This window comes from uncultured Enterovirga sp. (assembly GCF_964242715.1).
Lineage (GTDB): Bacteria > Pseudomonadota > Alphaproteobacteria > Rhizobiales > Beijerinckiaceae > Enterovirga.
Genome location: NZ_CAXTAZ010000068.1, coordinates 1 through 21,143 on the forward strand (window position 1 = coordinate 1; position 21,143 = coordinate 21,143).

General features: G+C 69.0%; 17 protein-coding genes and 2 pseudogenes. 10 read left to right on the top strand and 9 right to left on the bottom strand.

Translation table 11 applies throughout. The features are described from left to right. On the bottom strand, positions 1-1,041 hold a 1,041-nt coding region (locus ACFE87_RS22585; RefSeq protein WP_375461915.1), incomplete at its 3' end, for a Clp protease N-terminal domain-containing protein. Positions 1,042-1,262: 221 nt separating this feature from the next. On the opposite strand from ACFE87_RS22585, the gene ACFE87_RS22590 reads away from it, so the two are divergent. After that, entirely contained in the window at positions 1,263-1,475 is a 213-nt protein-coding gene (locus tag ACFE87_RS22590; protein ID WP_375461916.1) for a hypothetical protein, read from the top strand. A 25-nt stretch (positions 1,476-1,500) separates the two neighbouring features. Next, positions 1,501-2,286, top strand: a complete 786-nt coding sequence (locus tag ACFE87_RS22595) for an MOSC domain-containing protein (protein WP_375461917.1) — start codon at positions 1,501-1,503, stop codon at positions 2,284-2,286. A 9-nt stretch (positions 2,287-2,295) separates the two neighbouring features. Here ACFE87_RS22595 and ACFE87_RS22600 read toward each other — a convergent pair whose 3' ends face one another. The 4 genes from ACFE87_RS22600 to ACFE87_RS22615 form a co-directional block, all read right to left on the bottom strand. Beyond that, positions 2,296-3,453, bottom strand: coding sequence for a DUF4167 domain-containing protein (locus ACFE87_RS22600; RefSeq protein ID WP_375461918.1), 1,158 nt, complete (start codon positions 3,451-3,453; stop codon positions 2,296-2,298). Between the two features lie 366 nt (positions 3,454-3,819). Beyond that, the gene (prmC, locus tag ACFE87_RS22605; protein ID WP_375461919.1) at positions 3,820-4,650 is read right to left on the bottom strand and encodes a peptide chain release factor N(5)-glutamine methyltransferase; all 831 of its coding nucleotides are present in this window, start codon (positions 4,648-4,650) and stop codon (positions 3,820-3,822) included. A gap of 116 nt (positions 4,651-4,766) precedes the next feature. Then, positions 4,767-5,930 carry an acyl-CoA dehydrogenase family protein gene (locus ACFE87_RS22610; protein ID WP_375461920.1) on the bottom strand — a complete coding sequence of 388 codons (1,164 nt, stop codon included), beginning with the start codon at positions 5,928-5,930 and terminating at the stop codon, positions 4,767-4,769. A 122-nt stretch (positions 5,931-6,052) separates the two neighbouring features. Further along, complete coding sequence (locus tag ACFE87_RS22615; protein ID WP_375461921.1) at positions 6,053-8,026, bottom strand: cytochrome C oxidase Cbb3; 1,974 nt, start codon at positions 8,024-8,026, stop codon at positions 6,053-6,055. A 271-nt stretch (positions 8,027-8,297) separates the two neighbouring features. Here ACFE87_RS22615 and ACFE87_RS22620 point away from each other — a divergent pair, with 271 nt between their 5' ends. The 5 genes from ACFE87_RS22620 to ACFE87_RS22640 all read left to right on the top strand — a co-directional run bounded on the left by ACFE87_RS22620 (position 8,298) and on the right by ACFE87_RS22640 (position 13,211). After that, positions 8,298-9,734 (top strand): homospermidine synthase, encoded by a 1,437-nt coding sequence (locus ACFE87_RS22620; protein ID WP_375461922.1) that lies wholly within the window; start codon positions 8,298-8,300, stop codon positions 9,732-9,734. An 80-nt stretch (positions 9,735-9,814) separates the two neighbouring features. Beyond that, on the top strand, positions 9,815-10,312 hold the full coding sequence (locus tag ACFE87_RS22625) for a hypothetical protein (RefSeq protein WP_375461923.1): 498 nt from the start codon (positions 9,815-9,817) through the stop codon (positions 10,310-10,312). 35 nt (positions 10,313-10,347) lie between these two features. After that, positions 10,348-11,304, top strand: a complete 957-nt coding sequence (locus ACFE87_RS22630; protein WP_375461924.1) for a mitochondrial fission ELM1 family protein — start codon at positions 10,348-10,350, stop codon at positions 11,302-11,304. 19 nt (positions 11,305-11,323) lie between these two features. Continuing rightward, positions 11,324-12,292 carry a thioredoxin-disulfide reductase gene (gene trxB / locus ACFE87_RS22635; RefSeq protein WP_375461925.1) on the top strand — a complete coding sequence of 323 codons (969 nt, stop codon included), beginning with the start codon at positions 11,324-11,326 and terminating at the stop codon, positions 12,290-12,292. Between the two features lie 28 nt (positions 12,293-12,320). Beyond that, a complete protein-coding gene (locus ACFE87_RS22640; RefSeq protein ID WP_375461926.1) occupies positions 12,321-13,211 on the top strand; it encodes a LysR family transcriptional regulator in 891 nt (296 codons plus the stop codon). A gap of 214 nt (positions 13,212-13,425) precedes the next feature. On the opposite strand, the gene msrP is transcribed toward ACFE87_RS22640, so the two are convergent. The 3 genes from msrP to ACFE87_RS22655 all read right to left on the bottom strand — a co-directional run bounded on the left by msrP (position 13,426) and on the right by ACFE87_RS22655 (position 17,639). Then, positions 13,426-14,394, bottom strand: a complete 969-nt coding sequence (gene msrP, locus ACFE87_RS22645) for a protein-methionine-sulfoxide reductase catalytic subunit MsrP (protein ID WP_375461927.1) — start codon at positions 14,392-14,394, stop codon at positions 13,426-13,428. Between the two features lie 131 nt (positions 14,395-14,525). Then, on the bottom strand, positions 14,526-16,250 hold the full coding sequence (locus ACFE87_RS22650) for an AMP-binding protein (protein ID WP_375461928.1): 1,725 nt from the start codon (positions 16,248-16,250) through the stop codon (positions 14,526-14,528). Positions 16,251-16,436: 186 nt separating this feature from the next. After that, positions 16,437-17,639, bottom strand: a complete 1,203-nt coding sequence (locus ACFE87_RS22655; RefSeq protein WP_375461929.1) for a pyridoxal phosphate-dependent aminotransferase — start codon at positions 17,637-17,639, stop codon at positions 16,437-16,439. A 135-nt stretch (positions 17,640-17,774) separates the two neighbouring features. On the opposite strand from ACFE87_RS22655, the gene ACFE87_RS22660 reads away from it, so the two are divergent. The 3 genes and pseudogenes from ACFE87_RS22660 (at position 17,775) to ACFE87_RS22670 (ending at position 20,763) form a co-directional block, all read left to right on the top strand. After that, entirely contained in the window at positions 17,775-19,019 is a 1,245-nt protein-coding gene (locus ACFE87_RS22660; RefSeq protein ID WP_375461930.1) for a glycosyltransferase family 87 protein, read from the top strand. An 84-nt stretch (positions 19,020-19,103) separates the two neighbouring features. Continuing rightward, positions 19,104-19,483 (top strand): annotated as a pseudogene (locus tag ACFE87_RS22665) (DUF3775 domain-containing protein). Positions 19,484-19,572: 89 nt separating this feature from the next. Then, a complete protein-coding gene (locus ACFE87_RS22670) occupies positions 19,573-20,763 on the top strand; it encodes a multidrug effflux MFS transporter (RefSeq protein ID WP_375461931.1) in 1,191 nt (396 codons plus the stop codon). 11 nt (positions 20,764-20,774) lie between these two features. On the opposite strand, the pseudogene ACFE87_RS22675 reads toward ACFE87_RS22670, so the two are convergent. Continuing rightward, a pseudogene (locus tag ACFE87_RS22675) lies at positions 20,775-21,143 on the bottom strand (penicillin-binding protein); the annotation flags it as partial.

Sequence of the window (21,143 nt, forward strand, 5' to 3'; positions counted from 1 at the left end):
CGTGTCCTCGACCGTCGGCTCGGACACGAAGACGGGCTGGAAGCGCCGCGCCAAAGCCGCGTCCTTCTCGACATGCTTGCGGTACTCGTCGAGGGTGGTCGCGCCGACGCAATGCAGCTCGCCGCGGGCGAGGGCGGGTTTCAGGAGGTTCGAGGCATCCATGGCGCCGTCTGCCTTCCCGGCGCCGACCAGCGTGTGCATCTCGTCGATGAACAGCACGATGCCACCGGCCGACGAGGTGACCTCGGACAGGACGGCCTTGAGCCGCTCCTCGAACTCGCCGCGATACTTTGCGCCCGCGATGAGCGAGCCCAGGTCGAGCGCGAGCAGCTGCTTGTCCTTCAGGCTTTCGGGCACGTCGCCGTTGACGATGCGGAGCGCCAGCCCCTCGACGATGGCGGTCTTGCCGACGCCGGGCTCACCGATGAGGACGGGGTTGTTCTTGGTCCGCCGGGACAGCACCTGGATCGTGCGCCGGATCTCCTCGTCGCGGCCGATCACCGGGTCGAGCTTGCCTTCGCGGGCCGCCTCGGTCAGGTCGCGGGCGTATTTCTTGAGCGCGTCATAGCTGTTCTCGGCCGTGGCATTGTCCGCCGTCCGGCCCTTCCGCAGCGCCTCGATGGCGCCGTTCAGCCCCTGCGCCGTGACGCCGGCGGCGGCCAGCATGCGGCCAGCGGCAGCATCCTTCTCGATCACGATGGCGAGCAGCAGCCGCTCCACGGTGACGTAGCTGTCGCTTGCCTTCTCGGCAGCCTTCTCGGCGGTGTCGAACAGGCGGACGAGGTCGCGCGTCGCCTGCGGCTGCGAGGCCCCGCCAGACACCTTCGGCTGTTTGGCGAGCCAGGCCTCGACGGCCAGCCGCACGTCCGCCGAGCGGCCGCCCGCCCGGTCGATCAGGCCGGCGCAGAGACCTTCGGGATCGTCGAGCAGGACCTTGAGGAGATGGCCCGGTTCGAGCTGCGGATGGCCTTCCCGCATCGCCAGCATCTGGGCCGACTGGATGAAGCCGCGGGCGCGCTCGGTGTATTTCTCGATATTCATCACGTCCCCTTGCCAGGCCGGCCGCCCGCCTTGCGGCGCGGCTCACCCAAGAAGTTTCCGACCGCCTCGCGATGGCTCACTGGCGCGTCGAAGCCGGCCCCTGATGGCGACCGGTACGGGGAATGTAGTGTGGCATTCGAGTGACACAAGGGAGGCCTTGCCTCGCGGCGGAATGCTCAGGCACTCTGCGGACCTGTGCACGAGCAGCGCGAGTAACCCACATGCCCGACCCGAGAGATCCCCGCAGCGAGTCCGAGAAGGCGAGAGCCGACCTCAAGCGCAACGACGAGATGGGTCTCGCCATCCCTGAGAGCGAGATGGAGCAACGGCCCTCCGTGACGCCGGAGACCTTCGGCGAGCATTCCAACGTCGAGGTGGAGACCGGGCCGGTGGACCGGGAGAAGGGCGAGGATCCGCTGCCGGGCGGCGTATGATCGTCCTGCGTCGCGGGCGGTGCGCGTGAAGGTCGCGTCGCTTCACCGCTATCCGGTCAAGGGATTTTCGCCGGAAGCCATGGCCGGGCTCGATCTCTCGGTCGGCGACTACGTCCCGGCAGATCGGCTCTACGCAGTGGAGAACGGCCCGAGCGGGTTCGACCTCGCGGCGCCCCAGCACCAGCCCAAGATCAAGTTCCTGATGCTGATGCGGAACGAGGCGCTCGTGCGTCTCAGGACGCGCTACCTCGACGAGACCGCGACCCTGGTGGTCGAGATCGACGGGCACGAGGCGTTGCGGTCGGATCTCGGGACGGATGCGGGGCGCCTCGCCTTCGAGGCCTTCCTGCGCCGTCAGGTGCCGAAGGAGTTGCGGGGGCCGCCCAAGGTGCTGACGGCTCCGCCGGGCTTCCGCTTCACGGATTCACGACGCGGTTTCGTCTCGATCCTGAACCTGGCGAGCGTGCGGGCCATCGAAGGGCTCGTGGGGCGACCGGTCGACCTGCTCCGCTTCCGTGCGAACGTCGCCGTCGAGGGCCTCGAACCCTGGGCCGAATTCGACCTCGTCGGACGGGAGATCAACGCCCCGTCGGGACTCGTCCTCGCCGTGACCAAGCGCATCGTCCGCTGTGCGGCGACCAATGTCGACCCGGTGACCGGCGAGCGCGATCTCGAAATTCCCCGCACGCTGGCCGGTGCGCTCGGACATATGGATTGCGGCATCTATGCCGAAATCCGGAGCTCCGGCCGCCTGAATGCCGGCGACCTGCTCGAGGTTGCTCCGGCCCGGCAGCCGGAGCTTCCCTTCTGAGGGGGTCGATTATTCGTTGTCGCCCGGTGCGCTGAGGTCCAGACCCTCGCCCGATGATTCCGCCTTGCGCGTCCGCCTCCGGCGCGGCCGAATTCCGGTCGCCTCCGGATCCGCGTCACGCGGGCCCGCTTCGGGCGGGCCGGCGGTGTCGGCCCCGTTGTCCACGGAGACCGGCGTCCGGACGGGCGTCGTCAGGAAGGCCGGCAGGGCTGCCGCGACCGGCGCGTCACGCTCCTCGTCGGGGGCCGTGAAACGGGCCTCGGCCCGGAATGGCGGCTGACGCTCGGCGCGGGGCTCACGCGGCGGACGCGGTTCGCGCTCGGCCCGGGGCTCACGCTCCGGACGGGGCTCACGATCGGGCCGCGGCTCGCGGTCGAAACGCGGCTCCCGCTCGGGCCGAGCCTCCCGCGGAGGGGAACCGTCCTGCGGGCCGCCTTCTCGGGGGGCGCCATCGCGGGGCGCACCGTCGCGGGGCAAGCGGTCGCGCCGATCCTGCCGGTCGTAGCGCTCGCCATTCTGGCGATCGAAGCCCGGCTGGCGCTCGCCGTTGGCAGGCCGGTCGTAGCGCTCGGGTTGAGGACCACGGTCGTACCCGCCGCCACCACGATCCTGCGGCCCGCGATCTTGGGGTCCGCGATCCTGCCCCGCCGGGCGGTCGAAACGCTCGTTCCGGTCGAACCGCTGCTGCTGCGGGCGGTTCTGGCGGTCGTTGCGGTCGTTGCGGTCGTTGCGGTCGTAACGCGGGGGCGGGCCGCTGCGGTCGACGGGAGCGCGGGGTTCAGCGCCGCCATAACCGTTATTCTGCGGAGGATAGGGAGGGCCGTCGCCGTAATCGTCGCCGCCCTGGCCGCCGAAGCCACCCGGGCCGAAGCCCTGGCCGTCCTCGTCACCCTCCTCGCCGCCTTCCTCGTCGAAGGCCTTCTGCGTGATGCCGTATTGCTGGCGGAACTGCTCCTGCGCCGCCGCGATCATGCGGTAATAGTGTTCGGCGTGCTGGAAGTAGTTCTCGGCCGATACGGGGTCGCCGCTGGCCTGGGCGTCGCGCGCGAGCTGGGCGTATTTGTCCGCCACATGCTGGGCCGTGCCTCGAATCTTTACGTCCGGCCCATTCGATTCATAGGTCCGGGTGAGCGGGTTGGGGCCCTTATTCCGAGGGCGCCCACGCATCCGCCTGTTCTGTCCTGGTCTCATAGATGATTCAGACCTTCGCTGGTTGCTCTCGCAGGCACGAGCACTCGCGCAAGCCGGACACTGCCGCCGCGCCGCCACCTCACATCAGCGCCGATTCGAGGCCCGCCGCCCCAAATCGCCCGTCAGTGTCGGATTCGATGGACCTTGCCGGACATCACGTCCCTCGGCTCAGTCCCGTTTCGTCCACCGTCCGTCCATCGGCGCTCGCCTGTGCGCCGCACTTATCCTGGACCGTTCTGGTTGACTGCCTTGCACGCTAGCGAGTCGGCAGGCTGTCAACAAGCGCTTTTTGCGAATGTCGCTCAGATAGATGAAGTTTTCCCCTCCGCAAGGGGTGCTCGCTCAACTCGCGTGAGAAAGCAGGAGGACGCGGTCCCGACTGCCGAGATCTTGGGCGAGCCGGCAAAGCGCGAGCCCACGCCCTGCCGCGAGCGCGCCGACCGCGGCCGCCTGATGATGCCCGATCTCGATCGCCGCGACGGCGCGCGGCGCCAGCAGCCGGGGAAGCTCGCCGATGATGGCCCGGTAGGCATCGAGCCCGTCGGGACCGCCGTCGAGCGCCGCGAGGGGATCGTGGCGTGACACCTCCGGTGCCAGCCCGGCGATCTCGGAGGAGGGAATGTAGGGCGGATTCGACACGATGAGGTCGAAGCGCGTCGCGAGTGCCGCCGCCCAGTCGCCCGCCAGGAAATGCGCCCGGCCCCCGACCCCGTTTCGCTCGGCATTTCCCCGGGCCGTGAGGAGGGCGTCGTGGGAGCGGTCGCTCCCGACCCCTTGGGCCTCCGGCAGTTCGGAGAGGAGCGCGACCAGGATGCAGCCGGACCCCGTGCCGAGATCCAGGATCCGAAGCGGGGCTCCCCGGTCGCGAAGGGCCGCGAGCGCGGCCTCGACCAGAGTCTCGGTGTCGGGCCGCGGCTCCAGCGTGCCGGGCGAGAGCCGGAAGGTCAGGCCCCAGAATTCCCGCTCGCCAAGGATGCGGCCGACCGGCTCGTGCGCGAGGCGGCGGCGCACGTGATCCCGGAGGAGCGCGGCGCCATCGTGGCCGAGCGGCATCTCGGGACGGGTTGCGAGCCCGATCGCGTCTGTCCTGGTCGCGAGTGCCACGAGGCGCCTGGCATCGAGTGCCGCTTCGTCGATCCCGGCTGCAAAAAGAGCCGATCGTGTCCGGCGCACGGCTTCCGCACGGCTGTCCCCAGCCCGGAAATCAGGAACAGATCCGCCTGTTAAGGGCGCTGTGCCGTCCCCCTCTCCCCGTTGGGGAGAGTGCACTCGCTGTTCCGGTTCCCGGCTCAATAGCTGCGCGGCATTCCGAGGACGTGCTCTGCGAGGTAGGACAGGATGAGGTTCGTCGAGATCGGAGCGACCTGGTAGAGCCGCGTCTCGCGAAACTTGCGCTCGATGTCGTATTCCTCCGCGAAGCCGAAGCCACCGTGGGTCTGGATACAGGCCTCGCCCGCTGCCCAGGAGGCCTCGGCCGCCAGCATCTTGGCCATGTTGGCGAGTTCTCCCGGCGTTTGACCTGCCTCGAACATGCGGCAGCCCTCGCGCACCATCAATTCGGCGGCCCGCATCTGCGCATAGGCGCGGGCGATCGGGAATTGGACGCCCTGGTTCTGGCCGATAGGCCGTCCGAACACGACCCGGTTCTTGGCATATTCGACCGAGCGCCTGGTGAACCACTTCGCGTCGCCGACGCATTCCGCCGCGATCAGGAGCCGCTCGGCATTCATGCCGTCGAGGATGTAGCGGAAGCCGCGGCCTTCCTCTCCGACGAGGTTTTCGGCCGGAACGCGCAGGTTGTCGAAGAACACCTCGCAGGAATTGTGATTCATCATCGTCCGGATCGGCCGGACCGTGAGCCCGTTGCCGAGCGCCTCGCGCATGTCGACGATGAAGGTCGAGAGGCCCTCGGTCTTGCGCTGGACCTGGTCCTTCGGGGTGGTGCGGGCGAGGAGCAGCATCAGGTCCGAATGTTCGGAGCGGCTGGTCCAGACTTTTTGGCCGTTGACCACGTAATGGTCGCCGTCCCGGGCCGCGAAGGTCTTCAGCGAGGTCGTGTCCGTGCCGCTCGTCGGCTCGGTGACGCCGAAGGCCTGCAGGCGCAATTCGCCGGACGCGATCTTCGGCAAATAGAGCTGCTTCTGCCGCTCCGAGCCGTGCCGGAGGATCGTGCCCATGATGTACATCTGCGCGTGGCAGGCGGCGCCGTTGCAGCCCTCCTCCTGGATCGTCTCCAGGATGGCGGCAGCGGCCGAGAGGCCGAGGCCGGAGCCTCCAAATTCCTCAGGGATGAGCACGGAGAGGTATCCGGCTTCGGTCAGCGCTTGCACGAATTCGGTCGGGTAGGCCCGGATTTCGTCGAGCTTGCGCCAATACTCCCCCGGGAACCGGGCGCAGAGCTTGCGGACCTCCTCGCGGATGTCGTCGAGCGGTTCGGGTTCGGCAGCGTTCATGGCGATGGAAGGGCTGAAGGGTCGCGGCTGAGGCCTCTCGGGTCCCTCGGCCCATCCGCGTACGGACCGGTTGCCACCGCTTGCAGCCGGCGGCACCGCTCGTCAAGGCAAGAGCCGGTTGCTCAACGCGGCGCGGGCTCGGGCAGCGGCCCGTCGATCGAGAGCAGGAAGGCGACGAGAGCGTCCCGGTCCTCCTCCGAGAAGCCCGCCTGCGCATCCACCCAATAGGCATGGCCCTCGCCGGTGACGCGGGCAAGCTGGACGGTGGCCGAGGTCCGGTTCGCCGCCGTCACCCGGGCACGCCAGGAGCGATCCACCAGCGCCCGCAGGCTGTTCGCGGGGTCGGGTGCGATCCCGGCCATGGTGGTCTCGGCCATGCCGGCCCGCCGCTCGGGATCGGGCCCGACCGCGACGCCGCCGTCATGCAGGTAGGGCGCGCTCCAGCGAAGGCCCTGGAGGTGCATCACCTTGTAGCCGCCGCCCGTGCGATTGTGGCCCCAGCCAAGTTTGAGCTGCCCCTCGTCGGGGACCGGCACCGGCAGGAGCCGGGGCTCGTCCGGCACGGGCGCCGGCGTATCCGGCGCTAAGACGACAGGCTTCGCGATGCCCTCCTCGGTGCGGACATATGCGCGGGCGCGGCTCGGCTCGGAGCCGATCACCGAGGCCGGCCAGACCCGGTTCGAGGTGAGGGCCGGGCCGGAATGGCAGGCGAGGCAGCCGGCCCGGTCGAAGGTGGCCCGCCCGCGCTCGATCACGGCCCGGTCCCGCTCGGATCTGCGGGGCAGGGGCGGCGGCCGGAGCCGGTTCTGAAAGGCGGAGAGCCCATCGATCTGGCGGCTCACCGTCTCGCCCGGTCGGGCCATGACGAGGCTGTTCGTCGTGACGTAGGTTGCAGCCGGGAAGCTCGGCAGGACGACGAGGTGGGTCACGCCGGGCGAGCCCTGGGTCGGGTCCGCCGTCCACAGCAGCTCGGAGGGCTTCCGGCCGTCTCGGGTGTCGAAGCGGAAATCCGGCGACACGGCCCGCTGCAGGATCGTGCCGAGATAGATTTCGGTATCGATGCCGAGGAGTTGCGGCGCCGCGACCGCGGCCGTCATCGTGTCGGCGCCCATCCCGTGCATGCTGTTGTTGAGGGCCGACAACCCCCGGAACGGCCCGATCGCGGCCTGCCCGCTCCAGCCATAGGGATGGGCGCCCGCCGTGAAGGCGGTCGGGATCGAGGTCGGGTTGTTCGCGGCGTCGATCGTGGTGTCGAAACTGCCCGGCGGCCAGGCGCCGAGCATCGCCCGAACGGCGGGTTCGAGCCCCTCGGGATCGGGCAGGACATCGCTTCGCCCGGTCGAGGTCCGGACGATGTTGTCGGGCCGCGTCCGGTAGGCGTCGAGATTGCCGATCCCGGTTTGCGGGAACAGGGCCGACGGGTTGGCCGACAGCGCGAGAAGAAGTCCCGAGGCGAGGTCCGTGTTCGGCGCGCCCTCCACGACCCGGCCGGAGGCGGGATCGACCGAGGCATGGCAGAGCGCGCAGGTCACGCCGACCCGGACGCGGCCGCGGTCGTAGAAGGCCCGCAGGCCGAGCGGCACGAACTCGCCGCGCGGCACGTCGAGCCCGGTCGAGATGATCTCTCCGGCCCGGTATTGGCGCAGGCCGACCTTCACGTCGCGCGACAGGCGCACGCGGAGATCGGTCGTGCCGTTGCCCCGGAGCTCGGCGAGGGACAGGGCGAGTTCGAGCGTCGACACGGCGCCGTCGAACAGCCCGACCACGTCGCTGAGGAAGACCTCGTTGCCCCAGGTCTCGCGGTAGAAGGCCTCGCGCCCGGCCTGGACGAGCGCGTCGTCGATCGCGACCGCGCCGGCTTCCGGCAGAAGCAGCCTCCGTCCCGGGTCGCTCCCCTTCAGCGTCTCGGCCTCGGCGCGCGATATTGCCCGCCCGAGGATGTCGTAGGCGGCCGCGAGGGGAAGCCTTTCCGTATTGAGGATTTCCGTCTCGAGCGGCATCGGGACGTAGTCGCGACGGGTCGTCAGGGCTGCGCCGACCGCGCCCGCCAGAAGAAGCGCGAGGACGGCGAGGAGAATGCGGCGGACCCAGATCATGCCGCCGTCGCGCGCTCCCGCCGTGCCCCGGTTCCCGAAGCCGCCCTGGTTAACCAAGCCCTAAGGCGATGCTCGACACGGCGGCCCATCTCAGGCTTCATCCTCCACGGTCAGTAAAGACTTGCACCGGCTCGGGAAGTTTCTTCCCGGGCCGGTTTTTTCTGGGCACGTCCCCGGACGGTTGACCCACCGGGGCCGGCCTCGCAAGAAGCCGTCATACGCCTGAGACGAGACCTCGTCAGGCCCTCAACCTCTCGGAGAGCCGTTTCGCATGACCACCTGGCCCGTGCATGGCCGCATCAGCGGCCCGATCGTGATGATCGGCTTCGGCTCGATCGGCCGCGGCACCCTGCCGCTGATCGAGCGGCATTTCGAGTATGATCCCGCCCGCTTCGTCGTGATCGACCCGCAGGATGCCGACCGTGCGCTGCTGGACGAGCGCGGAATCCGCTTCATCCACCAGGCCGTGACGCGCGAGAATTACCGCGACCTCCTCAGCCCCCTCCTGACCGAGGGCGGTGGCCAGGGTTTTTGCGTCAACCTCTCGGTCGACATCTCCTCGCTGGCCGTGATGGAACTCTGCCGGGAACTCGGCTCCCTCTACATCGACACCGTGATGGAGCCGTGGCTCGGCTTCTATTTCGACAAGTCGGCTGGTCCGGAGCAGCGCTCGAACTACGCGCTCCGGGAGACGCTGCTCGCGGCGCGCCGGGCCCGCCCGGGCGACACGACGGCCGTGAATTGCTGCGGCGCCAATCCCGGCATGGTGTCCTGGTTCGTGAAACAGGCGCTGGTCGACCTCGCGGGCGAACTCGGCGTCGAGACCGGCGACCCCGCCTCCCGCGAGGAATGGGCCGCGCTGATGAGCCAAGTCGGCGTCAAAGGCATCCACATCGCCGAGCGCGACACCCAGCGGGCCAAGAATCCGAAGCCGCGACGCGTCTTCGTCAACACCTGGTCGGTCGAGGGCTTCGTGTCCGAGGGGCTGCAGCCGGCGGAACTCGGCTGGGGCAGTTTCGAGCCCTGGATGCCGGAGAATGGCCGCACGCATGCCGAGGGCTGCGGGGCCGCGATCTACCTGCTCCAGCCCGGCGCCGACACGCGCGTGCGCTCCTGGACGCCGACGGCGCAGGCGCAGTTCGGCTTCCTGGTGACGCATAACGAATCGATCTCGATCGCCGACTACTTCACGGTCCGGGATGCGGACGGGGCGGTCCGCTTCCGGCCGACCTGCCACTACGCCTACCATCCCTGCGACGATGCCGTCCTGTCCCTGCACGAGATGTTCGGCCAGGCGGGAGAGCGCCAGCCGGATTGGCACATCCTCGACGAGAACGAGATCGTGGACGGGATCGACGAACTCGGGGTGCTCCTCTACGGCCACGGCAAGAACGCCTATTGGTACGGCTCGCAGCTCTCGATCGAGGAGACGCGCCGCATCGCGCCCTACCAGAACGCGACCGGGCTCCAGGTCACCTCGGCGGTGCTGGCCGGCATGGTCTGGGCGCTCGAGAATCCGGAAGCCGGCATCGTCGAGGCCGACGAGATGGATTTCCGGCGCTGCCTCGAGATCCAGATGCCCTATCTCGGACCTGTCGTGGGCCGGTATACGGACTGGACGCCGCTGGACGGCCGGCCCGGCCTCTTCCCCGAGGATATCGATCCGGCCGAGCCCTGGGCCTTCCGCAACGTGCTGGTCAGAACCTAGCCGCATTCCGCTTCGTCCGCGGACGGGGTAGCGTTCTGCGGGTGAACCGTCGTCGCGCGGGAGACTCGGCGGAGTAAGCCATGTTCGATCGGAGAACGGTGGTCGCGGGTGTGGTCGGTGTCGCCGTCGCCCCGATGGGCGAGCGAGCCGCGCTCGCCCAGGCCGCACCATCCACCTACGGGAGCATCTCGGTCGATGTCGCGCCCCTTCGGGCGAGCGGGCTCGGCGGCTATGCAGATCAGGTACGGGCGGCGCTGGAGGCCGAGCTCAGGCAAGCCTTCGCCGACCGGCTCGCGCGGGGCGGGGCACGGCTCGTCGTGCGGGTCGATGCGATTTCGCTGCGAGCCTATGCGGGAAGCGGCTCGTCCCGGTTCGGCGGCTCCGGGATGCAGAGCGACTACCTGGAAGGCGAGGCGCTCGTCCTCGGCCGCCGGGGCGAGGTGCTGCTGCGGCATCCCCAACTCTCCGCCGTTCCGTCGAGTTCGGGTGGTGCCTGGTATCTCCCGGACAGCGAAGGACGCCGGCTCGTCGCGCTGGCCGGCCATTTCGCCGGCTGGCTCCGGCGCGCGCTCGGCTGAATGCGCTACGGCCCTCCGGGAAGCCGGGCCGCCTCGTGAGGCGGCTTGCCTGGGTCCTCACGGACGGCAAGGCCGGTGACGAGGCGCCCTGCCTCGGCGTGGCGGAGGCGCTGGGCTGCCGGATCGAATGCCGGCACGTCGCGCCGCGCCCGCTTTTGGCGCTCGCGATGCCCTGGGGTCCGCTCGACCCGCGCGAGGCGCCCGGGCGGCCCGGAAGCCCGATCGCGCCGCCCTTTCCCGATCTCGTCATCGCCTCGGGGCGCCGGGCGATTCCTTATGTGCGCCGGATCAAACAGGCATCCGGCGGCCGCACCTTCACGGTGATCCTGAAGGACCCCCGCACGGGAGCGGGTTCGGCGGATCTGATCTGGGTTCCGGAACACGACGCGCTCCGCGCCTCGAACGTCATCGTCACGCTGACGGCCCCGCACCGCATCTCCGCCGAACGCCTCGCGACGGTGCGTGGTGCGCCGGACCCGCGCTTGGCCGGGCTCTCCCACCCGCGCGTCGCCGTGCTGGTCGGGGGCGACAGCCGGCATCATCGCTTCACGCCCGCCGACACCGAGCGGTTCGCGTCGGATCTCCGCCGGCTTGCCGACGAGGGCGCCTCGCTGATGATCACGGCCTCCCGCCGCACGCCAGGACCTCTCCGGCAGGCGCTCGCATCGTTCGGGGACCGTCCGGGCCACTTCCTCTGGAACGGAAAGGGGGAGAACCCCTATCTCTCCCTCCTGGCGAATGCGGATGCGATCGTGGCGACGGCGGACTCCACCAACATGGTCGGCGAGAGCTGCGCGACCGGCGTACCGGTCCTGGTCTTCGAGCCCTCGGGCGGGCACCGCAAGATCACGGCCTATCTCGACGCGCTCGTTCGATACGGGGCTGTGCGCCGCTTCGCGGGACGGCTTGAAGCTTTCCGCTACGAGCCGCTAGATACGACGCCCGAGATCGCGATGGCCGTCGCGCGCGGGCTGGACCTGCACCGGTCCTGATCGTCGGCCGGAGCGCTAGATGGCTTCTTCACACGCAAAGCTCGTCATCGTCGGGTCCGGCCCGGCCGGCTACACCGCCGCGATCTACGCCGCCCGGGCGATGCTGGAGCCGGTCCTGATCTCCGGCATCCAGCCCGGCGGGCAGCTGATGATCACGACCGATGTCGAGAATTATCCCGGCTTCGCCGACGTCATCCAGGGCCCCTGGCTCATGGAGCAGATGCGGATGCAGGCCGAGCATGTCGGCACCCGCATGGTCTCGGACACGATCACGAAGGTGGAGCTCGGTCGCACTCCCTTCGTCCTGACCGGCGATTCCGGCGATACCTATACCTGCGACGCGCTCGTCGTCGCGACGGGCGCCCAGGCGAAGTGGCTGGGCCTGCCCTCCGAAGCCGTATTCCAAGGCTTCGGCGTCTCGGCCTGCGCCACGTGCGACGGCTTCTTCTTCCGCCGCAAGGAGGTCGTCGTGGTCGGGGGCGGCAACACGGCGGTCGAGGAGGCGCTCTATCTCGCGAACATCGCCTCCAAGGTGACGGTGGTGCACCGGCGGAACGGCTTTCGGGCCGAGCGCATCCTGCAGGAGCGCCTGTTCCGGCACCCGAACGTCGAGGTCATCTGGGATTCCGCGATCGACGAGATCTGCGGCACGCATGGCACGGCCCCGTCCGTGACCCATGTGCGGCTCCGCAACGTGAAGAGCGGTCGCATCGAAGAGCTCGGGGCCGACGGCGTCTTCGTCGCGATCGGCCACAAGCCGGCGACCGACATCTTCGCGGGCCAGCTCGACATGAAGCCGGGCGGCTATCTTCAGACCACGCCCGGCTCGACAGCGACCAACCTCCCGGGGGTGTTCGCGGCCGGCGACGTCGCCGACGACGTCTTCCGACAGGCTGTCACGGCGGCCGGATTGGGCTGCATGGCGGCGCTCGAGGCCGAGCGCTACCTCGAGGCGCAGAACCTGATGATGCGCGAGGCGGCGGAGTAGAGGGGCCGGAGGGCCGGGGGCCGAGGCCGTGGACTGGGACAAGATCCGCATCTTCTACACGGTCGCCGAGGCCGGCAGTTTCACGCGCGCGGGCGATGACCTCGGGCTGAGCCAGTCGGCGGTGAGCCGGCAGGTCTCGGCGCTGGAGCGCGAGCTGAAGGCGCCGCTCTTCCACCGGCATGCCCGCGGCCTGATCCTGACCGAGCAGGGCGATCTCCTCCACCGGGCCGCGCGCGACATGCGGCTGCGGCTGGAGAATACCCGCGCCCGCCTCGAGGAAACGAGCGAGCGCCCGTCCGGCGTTCTCAAGGTGACGACGACGGTCGGGATCGGCTCGCTCTGGCTGACGCAGAGGATCGCGGAATTCCTCGACACCTTCCCGGATGTCCGGGTCGAGATGATCCTGACGAACGAGGAGCTCGACCTCGCGATGCGGGAGGCCGACGTGGCGCTGCGCCTGCGCCGGCCCTCGCAGCCGGACCTGATCCAGCGCCGGCTCTTCGCGGTGCATTTCCACGTCTATGCCTCGACCGATTACATCAAGCGCTTCGGCGAACCGAAGACGCTTGAGGATCTCGACCACCATCGCCTCCTCTCATTCGGCGGCGACCAGCCGTCCTACCTGCTGTCGGTGCATTGGCTCGCGAAGGCGGGGCGGGAGGCCGGGTCGCCGCGGTCCTACCACCTCGTCGTCAACAACATCCCGGCGCTCCGCTCGGCGGTGGAGACCGGAGCCGGCATCGCGGTGCTGCCGGATTACGCGGTCGACGGAAATACGCGCCTCGTCCAGATCCTGCGCGAGGTCGAGATGCCGACCCTCGAGAGCTATCTCGTCTATGCCGAAGAGATGCGGAACGTCGCCCGCGTCCAGGCCTTCCGCGACTTCCTGGTCGGCAAGGCGCAGCGCTGGAGCTACTGACCGGGCTATGTGCATTGCGCATAGCCGCCCTGGGAAATTGATGGATTGTCCGTCCCGGCCCGCGTGGCGAGACTAGCTGCAGCTGACGTAGGCGGCCCGGTTCGCTGGCCCGTTCAGCTGTTCCCCTCTGGAGACCCGATCCGATCGGGTTTTCAACCTTCAGGCCGGATCTCTCGCGAGACCCGGCCTCTTTTTTCGGCCCGACTGCACGCGCTCAGGCGTAGAGGCGCTCTTTCTGGAGATCCTTGTAGAGAGGCGCGACCTCCTCGGCATAGCCGTTGAAGAGGAGCGTCGGTCGCCGGTCGTTGCTGCCGAGAATTCGCTCGTCGGCCTGGCTCCAGCGCGGATGCGGGACGGCCGGGTTCACATTCGCCCAGAAGCCGTATTCCGAGGCCTGCAAACCCTCCCAGAAGGTTTTGGGCCGCTCGGCCGTGAACGAGATCGCGTTGATCGCCTTCACCGACTTGAACCCGTATTTCCACGGCACCGCAAGCCGAAGCGGCGCACCGAACTGGTTCGGCAGCGGCTTGCCGTAGACCCCGGTGACCATCAGGGCGAGGTCGTTCCTCGCCTCCTCGAGCGTCAGCCCCTCCGTATAGGGCCAGGGATACCAGAACTGGCGCTGGCCTGGAGCCGTCGCTTTGTCCTGGAAGGTCTGCATCACGATGTATTTCGCGGCCGAGGTCGGCTTCGCAAGGTCGACCAGAGCGCGGAGCGGGAAGCCGGTCCAGGGCACGGCCATCGACCAGGCCTCGACGCAGCGAAGCCGGTAGAGGCGCTCCTCCAGCGGCATGCGCCGGATCAGGTCGTCGATTCCGATCTCCATCGGCTTCTCGACGAGGCCGCCGATCTTCACCGTCCAGGGTCGCGTCTTCAGGGCGTCGGAGGCCGGCGTCACCGTCTTTGACGTCGAGAACTCATAATAGTTGTTGTAATCGCCGGAGAACTTCTCGGCCGTCACGTCGCGGTCGAGCTTGTAGGTCTCGTTGCGCTTGGCCGGGTAGAGGTCGGCCGTCGGGTCGCGGGTCTGGGCCGCGGCCTCGCGGGCCGGCCAGAGGCCGGCACCGATCAGGCCCGATCCGATCCCGAGTGCGGCGATGAAGCGGCGGCGGTCGGTGAACACGGCCTCGGGCGTGGCCTCGCTCTCGCGGATCTCCCATCTGCGTCGCGTCTTGATCAGCATCCTGCTCTCCTGCTTCCCGCGACGAAACCGCCGCGCAGCATGTCTCGTGAGAGATTACGCGCAGGACCCCCGAAAGGTTACAGGGCGAAGCGCCGCTCCCGAGATCGTGTGCCTCGCGAGGACGATCGTGACTACGCCGCCTTGGCCGCAGGCTGCGCGGCAGCTTCCTCCTTCAAGGCACGCCTCAGCACCTTGCCGACATTCGTTTTCGGCAGGCTGTCACGGAATTCGATGCGACGGGGGACCTTGTAGGAGGTCAGCCGTTCCCGGCACCAGGCCCGGATGTCGGTCTCCGACAGGGTGGGATCCTGCCTCACGACATAGGCTGCCACCTGCTCGCCGGAATGCCCGTCCTCGAGCCCGATCACGGCGACCTCCGCCACGCCCGGGCAGGAGGCGACCACATCCTCGACTTCGTTCGGATAAACGTTGAAGCCGGAGACGAGGATCATGTCCTTCATCCGGTCCACGATCTTGAGCGCGCCGTCCGGCTGCAGCACCGCGACGTCGCCGGTGCGGAAGAAGCCGTCCGCCGTCATGGCCCTGGCGGATTCGTCGGCCCGGTTCCAATAGCCGCGCATCACCTGGGGCCCACGCACGCAGAGTTCGCCCGGCACCCCGGCGGGTGCGGGTTCGCCGTCCGGGCCTCGGATCGAGATGTCGGTCGAGGGCAGCGGATACCCGATCGTGCCCGTGAAGGCCTCGATATCGAGCAGGTTCACCGAGACCACGGGCGACGTCTCCGACAGCCCGTAGCCTTCGACCACGGGCTTGCCCGTCAGCGCCTTCCAGCGCTCCGCGACCGCGGCCTGGGTCGCCATCCCGCCGGACACGCATAGAACCAGGTTCGAGAAGTCGACCTCCTGGATTCCGGGCGCGCGGGCGAGCGCGCTGTAGAGCGTGTTCACCCCCGACATGCAGGTGAAGGGCCGGGTCTTCAGCACCTTCACGAAGGCCGGAAGGTCGCGCGGGTTGGCGATCAGCAACTGGCAGCCGCCTCGCCGCACCATGACGAGGCAGCAGGCCGTGAGCGCGAAGATGTGGTAGAGCGGCAGCGCCGTCACCATGATGTGCTGGGCGTCGCCGAGTGTCGGCCCCATCCAGACCGTGCACTGGATGACGTTCGCGGCGACGTTGCGATGCGTGAGCGTCGCGCCCTTGGCGACCCCCGTCGTGCCGCCGGTATATTGCAGGAAGGCGACGTCATCGAGCGTGGCCTTGACGGGTCGCGGCGGCTTGCCCCGCACTGTCTGAAGAGCAGCGGCAAAAGCGATCGAGCCCGGGAGAGAATAGGCCGGCACCGCCTTCTTGACGTAGCGAGAGACGAGATTGACCAAATGGCCCTTGAGGCCGAGCAGGTCGCCCGGGGCCACGAGCACCACTTTGTCGAGCGCGACCTCGCCGGCGACGGTCTCGACCGTTCGGGCGAAATTCTCGAGCACAAAGATGATCCGAGCGCCGGAATCCTTGAGCTGGATCGCGAGTTCGTGGGGGGTGTAGAGCGGGTTGACGTTCACGACGGTCGCGCCCGCCATCAGCGTCCCGAACAGGATCGCCGGATAGGCCATCACGTTCGGCAGCACGATTGCGACCCGGTCGCCGCGCTGGACGCCTACGGCTTGCAGCCACGAGGCGACCGACGCCGAGTGCCGGGCGAGTTCCTCGTAGGTGATCCGGGTCCCGAAACTCTCAAGGGCGGGCCGGCCAGGATAGCGCCTCACCGTCTCGTCGAAGATGTCGACCAGCGTTCCCGCGCCGTCAGGGTCGATCAGCTCCGGCACCTCGGTCGGATACGAGGCGAGCCACGGCTTCGTCGCAGCGCGCTCGGGCGGTGCGGCCGGCACTCGCGCGGACATGGCGTCTTCCTCCGGCGCGTCGCCTGCGCGCTGCCACCATGGTTCCACCGGCCGCGCGGGAAGGCAAGAGTGGAGTAGCTTCAGCCGGTCGGGGTCGCTGGCTAAGCCCTTCCCGAGCGCCCCGCGTATGCCGCTCTGCCGCGGAATGGTCAGGTCTCGGCCCGGCCATCCCGCGGATGAACGTCCCTACCGCAGAGCGCCGCAGAAGCGCTGGATGCGGCGGCAGGCCTCTTCCAGCACCTCGGTCGAGGTCGCATAGGAGATGCGCAGGTTCGGGCCGAGGCCGAAGGCCGAGCCGTGCACGGCCGCGACGCCTTCGCTCTCCAGGAGTTCGGAGACGAAATCCTCGTCCGTGCCGATCCGCTTTCCGGACGGGGCGGTCTTCCCGATCGTCGTCGCGCAGGAGGGATAGACGTAGAAGGCGCCTTCCGGCTTCGGGCATTTCAGGCCCGAGGCCTGGTTCAGCATCGAGACGACGAGGTCGCGCCGCTCCTCGAAGGCGCGCTTGAAGACCGGCAGGTGGTCCTGCGGACCGTTCAGGGCCTCGACGGAGGCCCATTGGGCGATGGAACAGGCGCCGCTCGTCTGCTGACCCTGGACGAAATCCATGGCCTTGATCAGCTCCTCGGGACCGGCCGCGTAGCCGATGCGCCAGCCGGTCATGGCATAGGCTTTCGAGACGCCGTTCATCGTCAATGTCCGGCCGTAGAGCTCGGGCTCGATCTGGGCCGGGGTGACGAACTCGAAATCGCCGTAGCAGAGGTGCTCGTACATATCGTCGGTCAGCACCCAGACATGCGGATGGCGGACGAGCACGTCCGTCACCTTCTTCAACTCGTCGCGCGAATAGGCGGCGCCCGAAGGGTTCGAGGGCGAGTTCAGGATGATCCACTTCGTCTTCGGCGTGATCGCCCGTTCGAGCGTCTCGGGCTGGAGCTTGAAATCGTGCTCCATGGACGCCTCGATGACGACGGCCGTGCCGCCGCAGAGCCCGACCATCTCGGGGTAGGACACCCAATAGGGCGCGACCACGATCACCTCGTCGCCCGGATTCAGGGTGGCCAGGAGCGCGTTGTAGATGACCTGCTTGCCGCCGGTGCCGACGATCGTTTGCGACGGCCGGTAGTCGAGCCCGTTCTCGCGCTTGAACTTGGCCGCGATCGCCTCGCGCAGCGGCGTGATGCCGGAAACCGGCGTGTACTTCGTCTCGCCGCGCCGGATCGCCCCGATCGCGGCCTGCTTGATGTTGTCCGGCGTGTCGAAATCGGGCTCGCCGACCGAGAGCGAGATCACGTCCCGGCCTTTCGCCTTTAGGTCGCGCGCCTTCTGCGTCATCACGATGGTGGCGGAGGGCTTCACGCGCGAAAGGGTGTCGGCCAGGAAGGCCATGGGACGTCTCCGGGGAAGGGGTTTGAGGCGCCGGACCCTAGTCCCGCAGGGCGGGGCGGGCAAGAACCATCACCGCGGCGCGCCTCGTTCCGGCTCCGCCGCAACATGCCCTTAATTGATCGGCGGGCAGAAGGGATGGGCGGCATCGGCCGCCTGGAGCCGGCGATGGAGCGTTTCGCGAGCGGGGTCTGGCTCGACCGTCGGCTGATGCGGGTCATCTCCGGGCTGACGATCGCGATGACGCTCGCCGCGCTCGCCTATCTTTATGCGGGCTCGACCGGGACGCTCGACGGCTGGGGCCGGCCGCTCGGGACGGATTTCTCCAATGTCTGGACCGCCGGGCTGATGGCGCTCGAGGGCCGGGCGAGCGCGGTCTACGACCTTCTCGCGCATTACCGGGTGCAGCAGGCCGCGCATGCGAGCGAGGCCGTGCCCTTCTACGGCTGGCTCTACCCACCGCCCTTTTTGCTCCTCGCAGCCGGGCTCGCCACGCTCCCCTATCTCGCCGCGCTAGTCCTGTTCCAGGTCGCGACGCTCGCGCCGGCCCTCCTCGTCATCGGCCGCATCCTGCCGGACCGGGACACGGTGCTGGTCGCGCTCGGCTGCCCTGCGGTGCTGGTCTGCCTGACCCACGGCCATAACGGGTTTCTCACAGCCGCCCTCTTCGGCGCGGGCCTTCTCGCGCTGGAGCGCCGGCCGATCCTGGCCGGGATCTGCTTCGGTCTCCTGGCCTACAAGCCGCATTTCGGGCTGATCCTGCCGCTCGCGCTCCTGGCCGGCGGCTATGGGCGGGCGATCGCCTCGGCGGGCGTGACCGTGGCGGTCCTCGTCGCGGGCAGCGCCGCCGTCTTCGGGCCGGAGATATGGACCGCCTTTCTGGGCTCCCTTGGGCAGACCCGGACGATCATGCTGGAGGCAGGGGGGCCGGGCTGGCACACGATGCAGAGCGCCTTCTCGGCCGTGCGGGCCTGGGGCGGCAGCATCGCGCTCGCCTACGCGGCGCAGGGCATCGTCACGCTGGCCGTGATGGCCGGGACATTCCGGCTCTGGCATGGGCGCGCACCCTTTGAGCTCCGAGCGGCGGCTTTGCTGGTCGGGGCGCTCCTCGCGACGCCCTATGTCATGGATTACGACATGGTGCTGCTCGGCCCGGCGATCGCCTTCCTGGTCCGCTACGGCATGCGAAACGGGTTCGCCCCTTGGGAGAAGACCGTGCTCGCCTTGTGCTGGTTCGCCCCGATCGCGGCCCGGCAGCTCGCCCTGACCGCCCTCGTCCCGGCCGGCTTCATGATGCTGGCCCTCCTCTTCGGCCTCGTGCTGCGCCGTGCCGGCCAGGACGCTCCGGCTCGGCGAGGCGGGTCGGTCTCGCAGGCGGCCTGACCGGTCCCGGACCGGCCGCGAGCTCCGTCCGAACCAGCGCCCCTCTCGTGCATTCTCTCCCGAATGCGGATGGAGAGACGCTGAATGGACATCGCCCTCGACAAGGTCTGCGAACTGATCCTCAGGATGCGCGAGATCGACGTGAAGGAAGGTGTGACCGATCCCGATTCCGGCTCGAACCCGATCGACGACGGCTCGACCGACGTCCTGACGTCCGGCGGGACGATTCCACGGAGGAACAGGTCCGCGAATTCCTCGAAGGGCTGAACGACGACGAGCGCCACGACATCGTCGCGATCACCTGGATCGGCCGCGGCGATTTCGAGCCGGACGATTGGTCCGAGGCGCGCCGGGAAGCGCGGGAGCGCGAGACGCTTTCGACAGCCGATTACCTTCTCGGCATTCCGAACGTGGCGGACCTCCTGGACGAGGGGATCGCGGCGCTCGGTCGCTCCTGCAACTGACGAGGCCGGGGGCGGTCCGTCGGGAAAGGCCGGGCCGCCATTCGCGGGACGCCGGTCGCCTTTGGCCCGGCGACTGCTAGGACCCTCTCATGTCCTCCGATCGGGAACGTCCGGCCACGGCCGGGCGCTCCGCCCCGAGCCTCGCCCTCCTCATCGCGGTCACGATGACGGGCACGGTCGCCCTCCACATCTTCATCCCGGCCCTGCCGGCGGCGGCGCGCGATCTCGGGACCAGTCCGGCCGCGATCCAGCTCACGATCACGCTCTACCTGATCGGCCTCGCGGTCGGGCAGCTCATCTACGGTCCGATCTCGGATCGGCTGGGGCGACGCCCCGTCATCATCGCGAGCCTCGCCCTGTACCTTGCTGGGATCGTGCTCGCGATCCCGGCGGCCACCATCGGCTGGCTCGTCGCCGCGCGCGTGCTGCAATCGGTCGGCGCCTGCGGGGCCCTCGTCCTCGGCCGGGCCATGGTCAGGGACGTCTCGACGAACGAGGACGCGGCGAAGAAGCTCGCCGTCCTGATCGCCTGCATGACGCTGACGCCCTCGCTCGCGCCCGGGATCGGCGGACTCATCGAGACCTGGTTCGGATGGCGCGCCATCTTCGTCGCCTTGGCCGCGGTGGTCGGGGCACTGACCCTCATCGTGGTCCTGACACTGCCCGAAACCCATCCCCCGTCCGGCGCCGAATCCGGCATCAACTCGGCTTTTTCGGGCTATCGGCGGCTGATGCGGTCGGCCAAGTTCCGCCGCTACACGCTTGCGGGTTCCTGCGCCGGGACCAGCCTCTACGCCTTCCTGTCCGTCGCGCCGTTCCTCTATATCGACGTGCTGCACCGGTCGGGCCAGGAGGTCGGCCTGTATTGCGTGATCGTGTCGCTCGGCATGGCGGCCGGTGCCGCGATGGTGCGCTTCATGGTCGGCAGGATGGAGATCCGACGCGGCGCACGCCTTGGCAACCTCGTCAGCTTCGCCGGCGCCGCCCTGCTGCTCGCGGCCCATCTTTCGGGCGAGCTGTCCGTGGCGACCCTGACCGGGACCATGCTGCTCTATGCGCTCGGGATCGGGATCGGCGGACCGAACATGGTGGCAGGCGCGATGGGGGTCGATCCGGAGGCCGCAGGCTCGGCCTCCGGCCTCTACGGTTTCAGCCAGATGGCGGTCGGAGCGCTCGCGACCCTGGCGGTCGGCCTCTGGCATGACGGCTCGGCACTGCCGCTCGCCGTGGTGCTGATCATGGCCTCGCTGACGACGGCGCTCATGCTGCAACGGGTCTGAAGCTTCCCTGGCTACGGCCCGAACAGCCGGCCGAGGAGATCCGGGATGCTGTCGAGCGCCGACGGCTCCGGCTGGCGCGCCGCGATCGACCCGGTGCGGTCGGCGGCGCCGGCGCCTCGGCCTGCCGCGGGTGCGCCGCGCGCTCCGCCGGAGCCCGGGAGCGGCACGGGATTCGTGCCGGCGAGCGCCTGGCGCATGAACCGGTTCCAGACCTCGACCGGGAGGTTGCCTCCCGACACCTTTTTCATCGAGGTGCCGTCGTCGTTGCCGAGCCAGATGCCGGCAACCAGCGTCGAGGTGTAGCCGACGAACCAGGCGTCGCGGAAATCCTGGCTCGTACCGGTCTTGCCGGCGGCCTCCCAGCCGGGGATCTCCGCCTT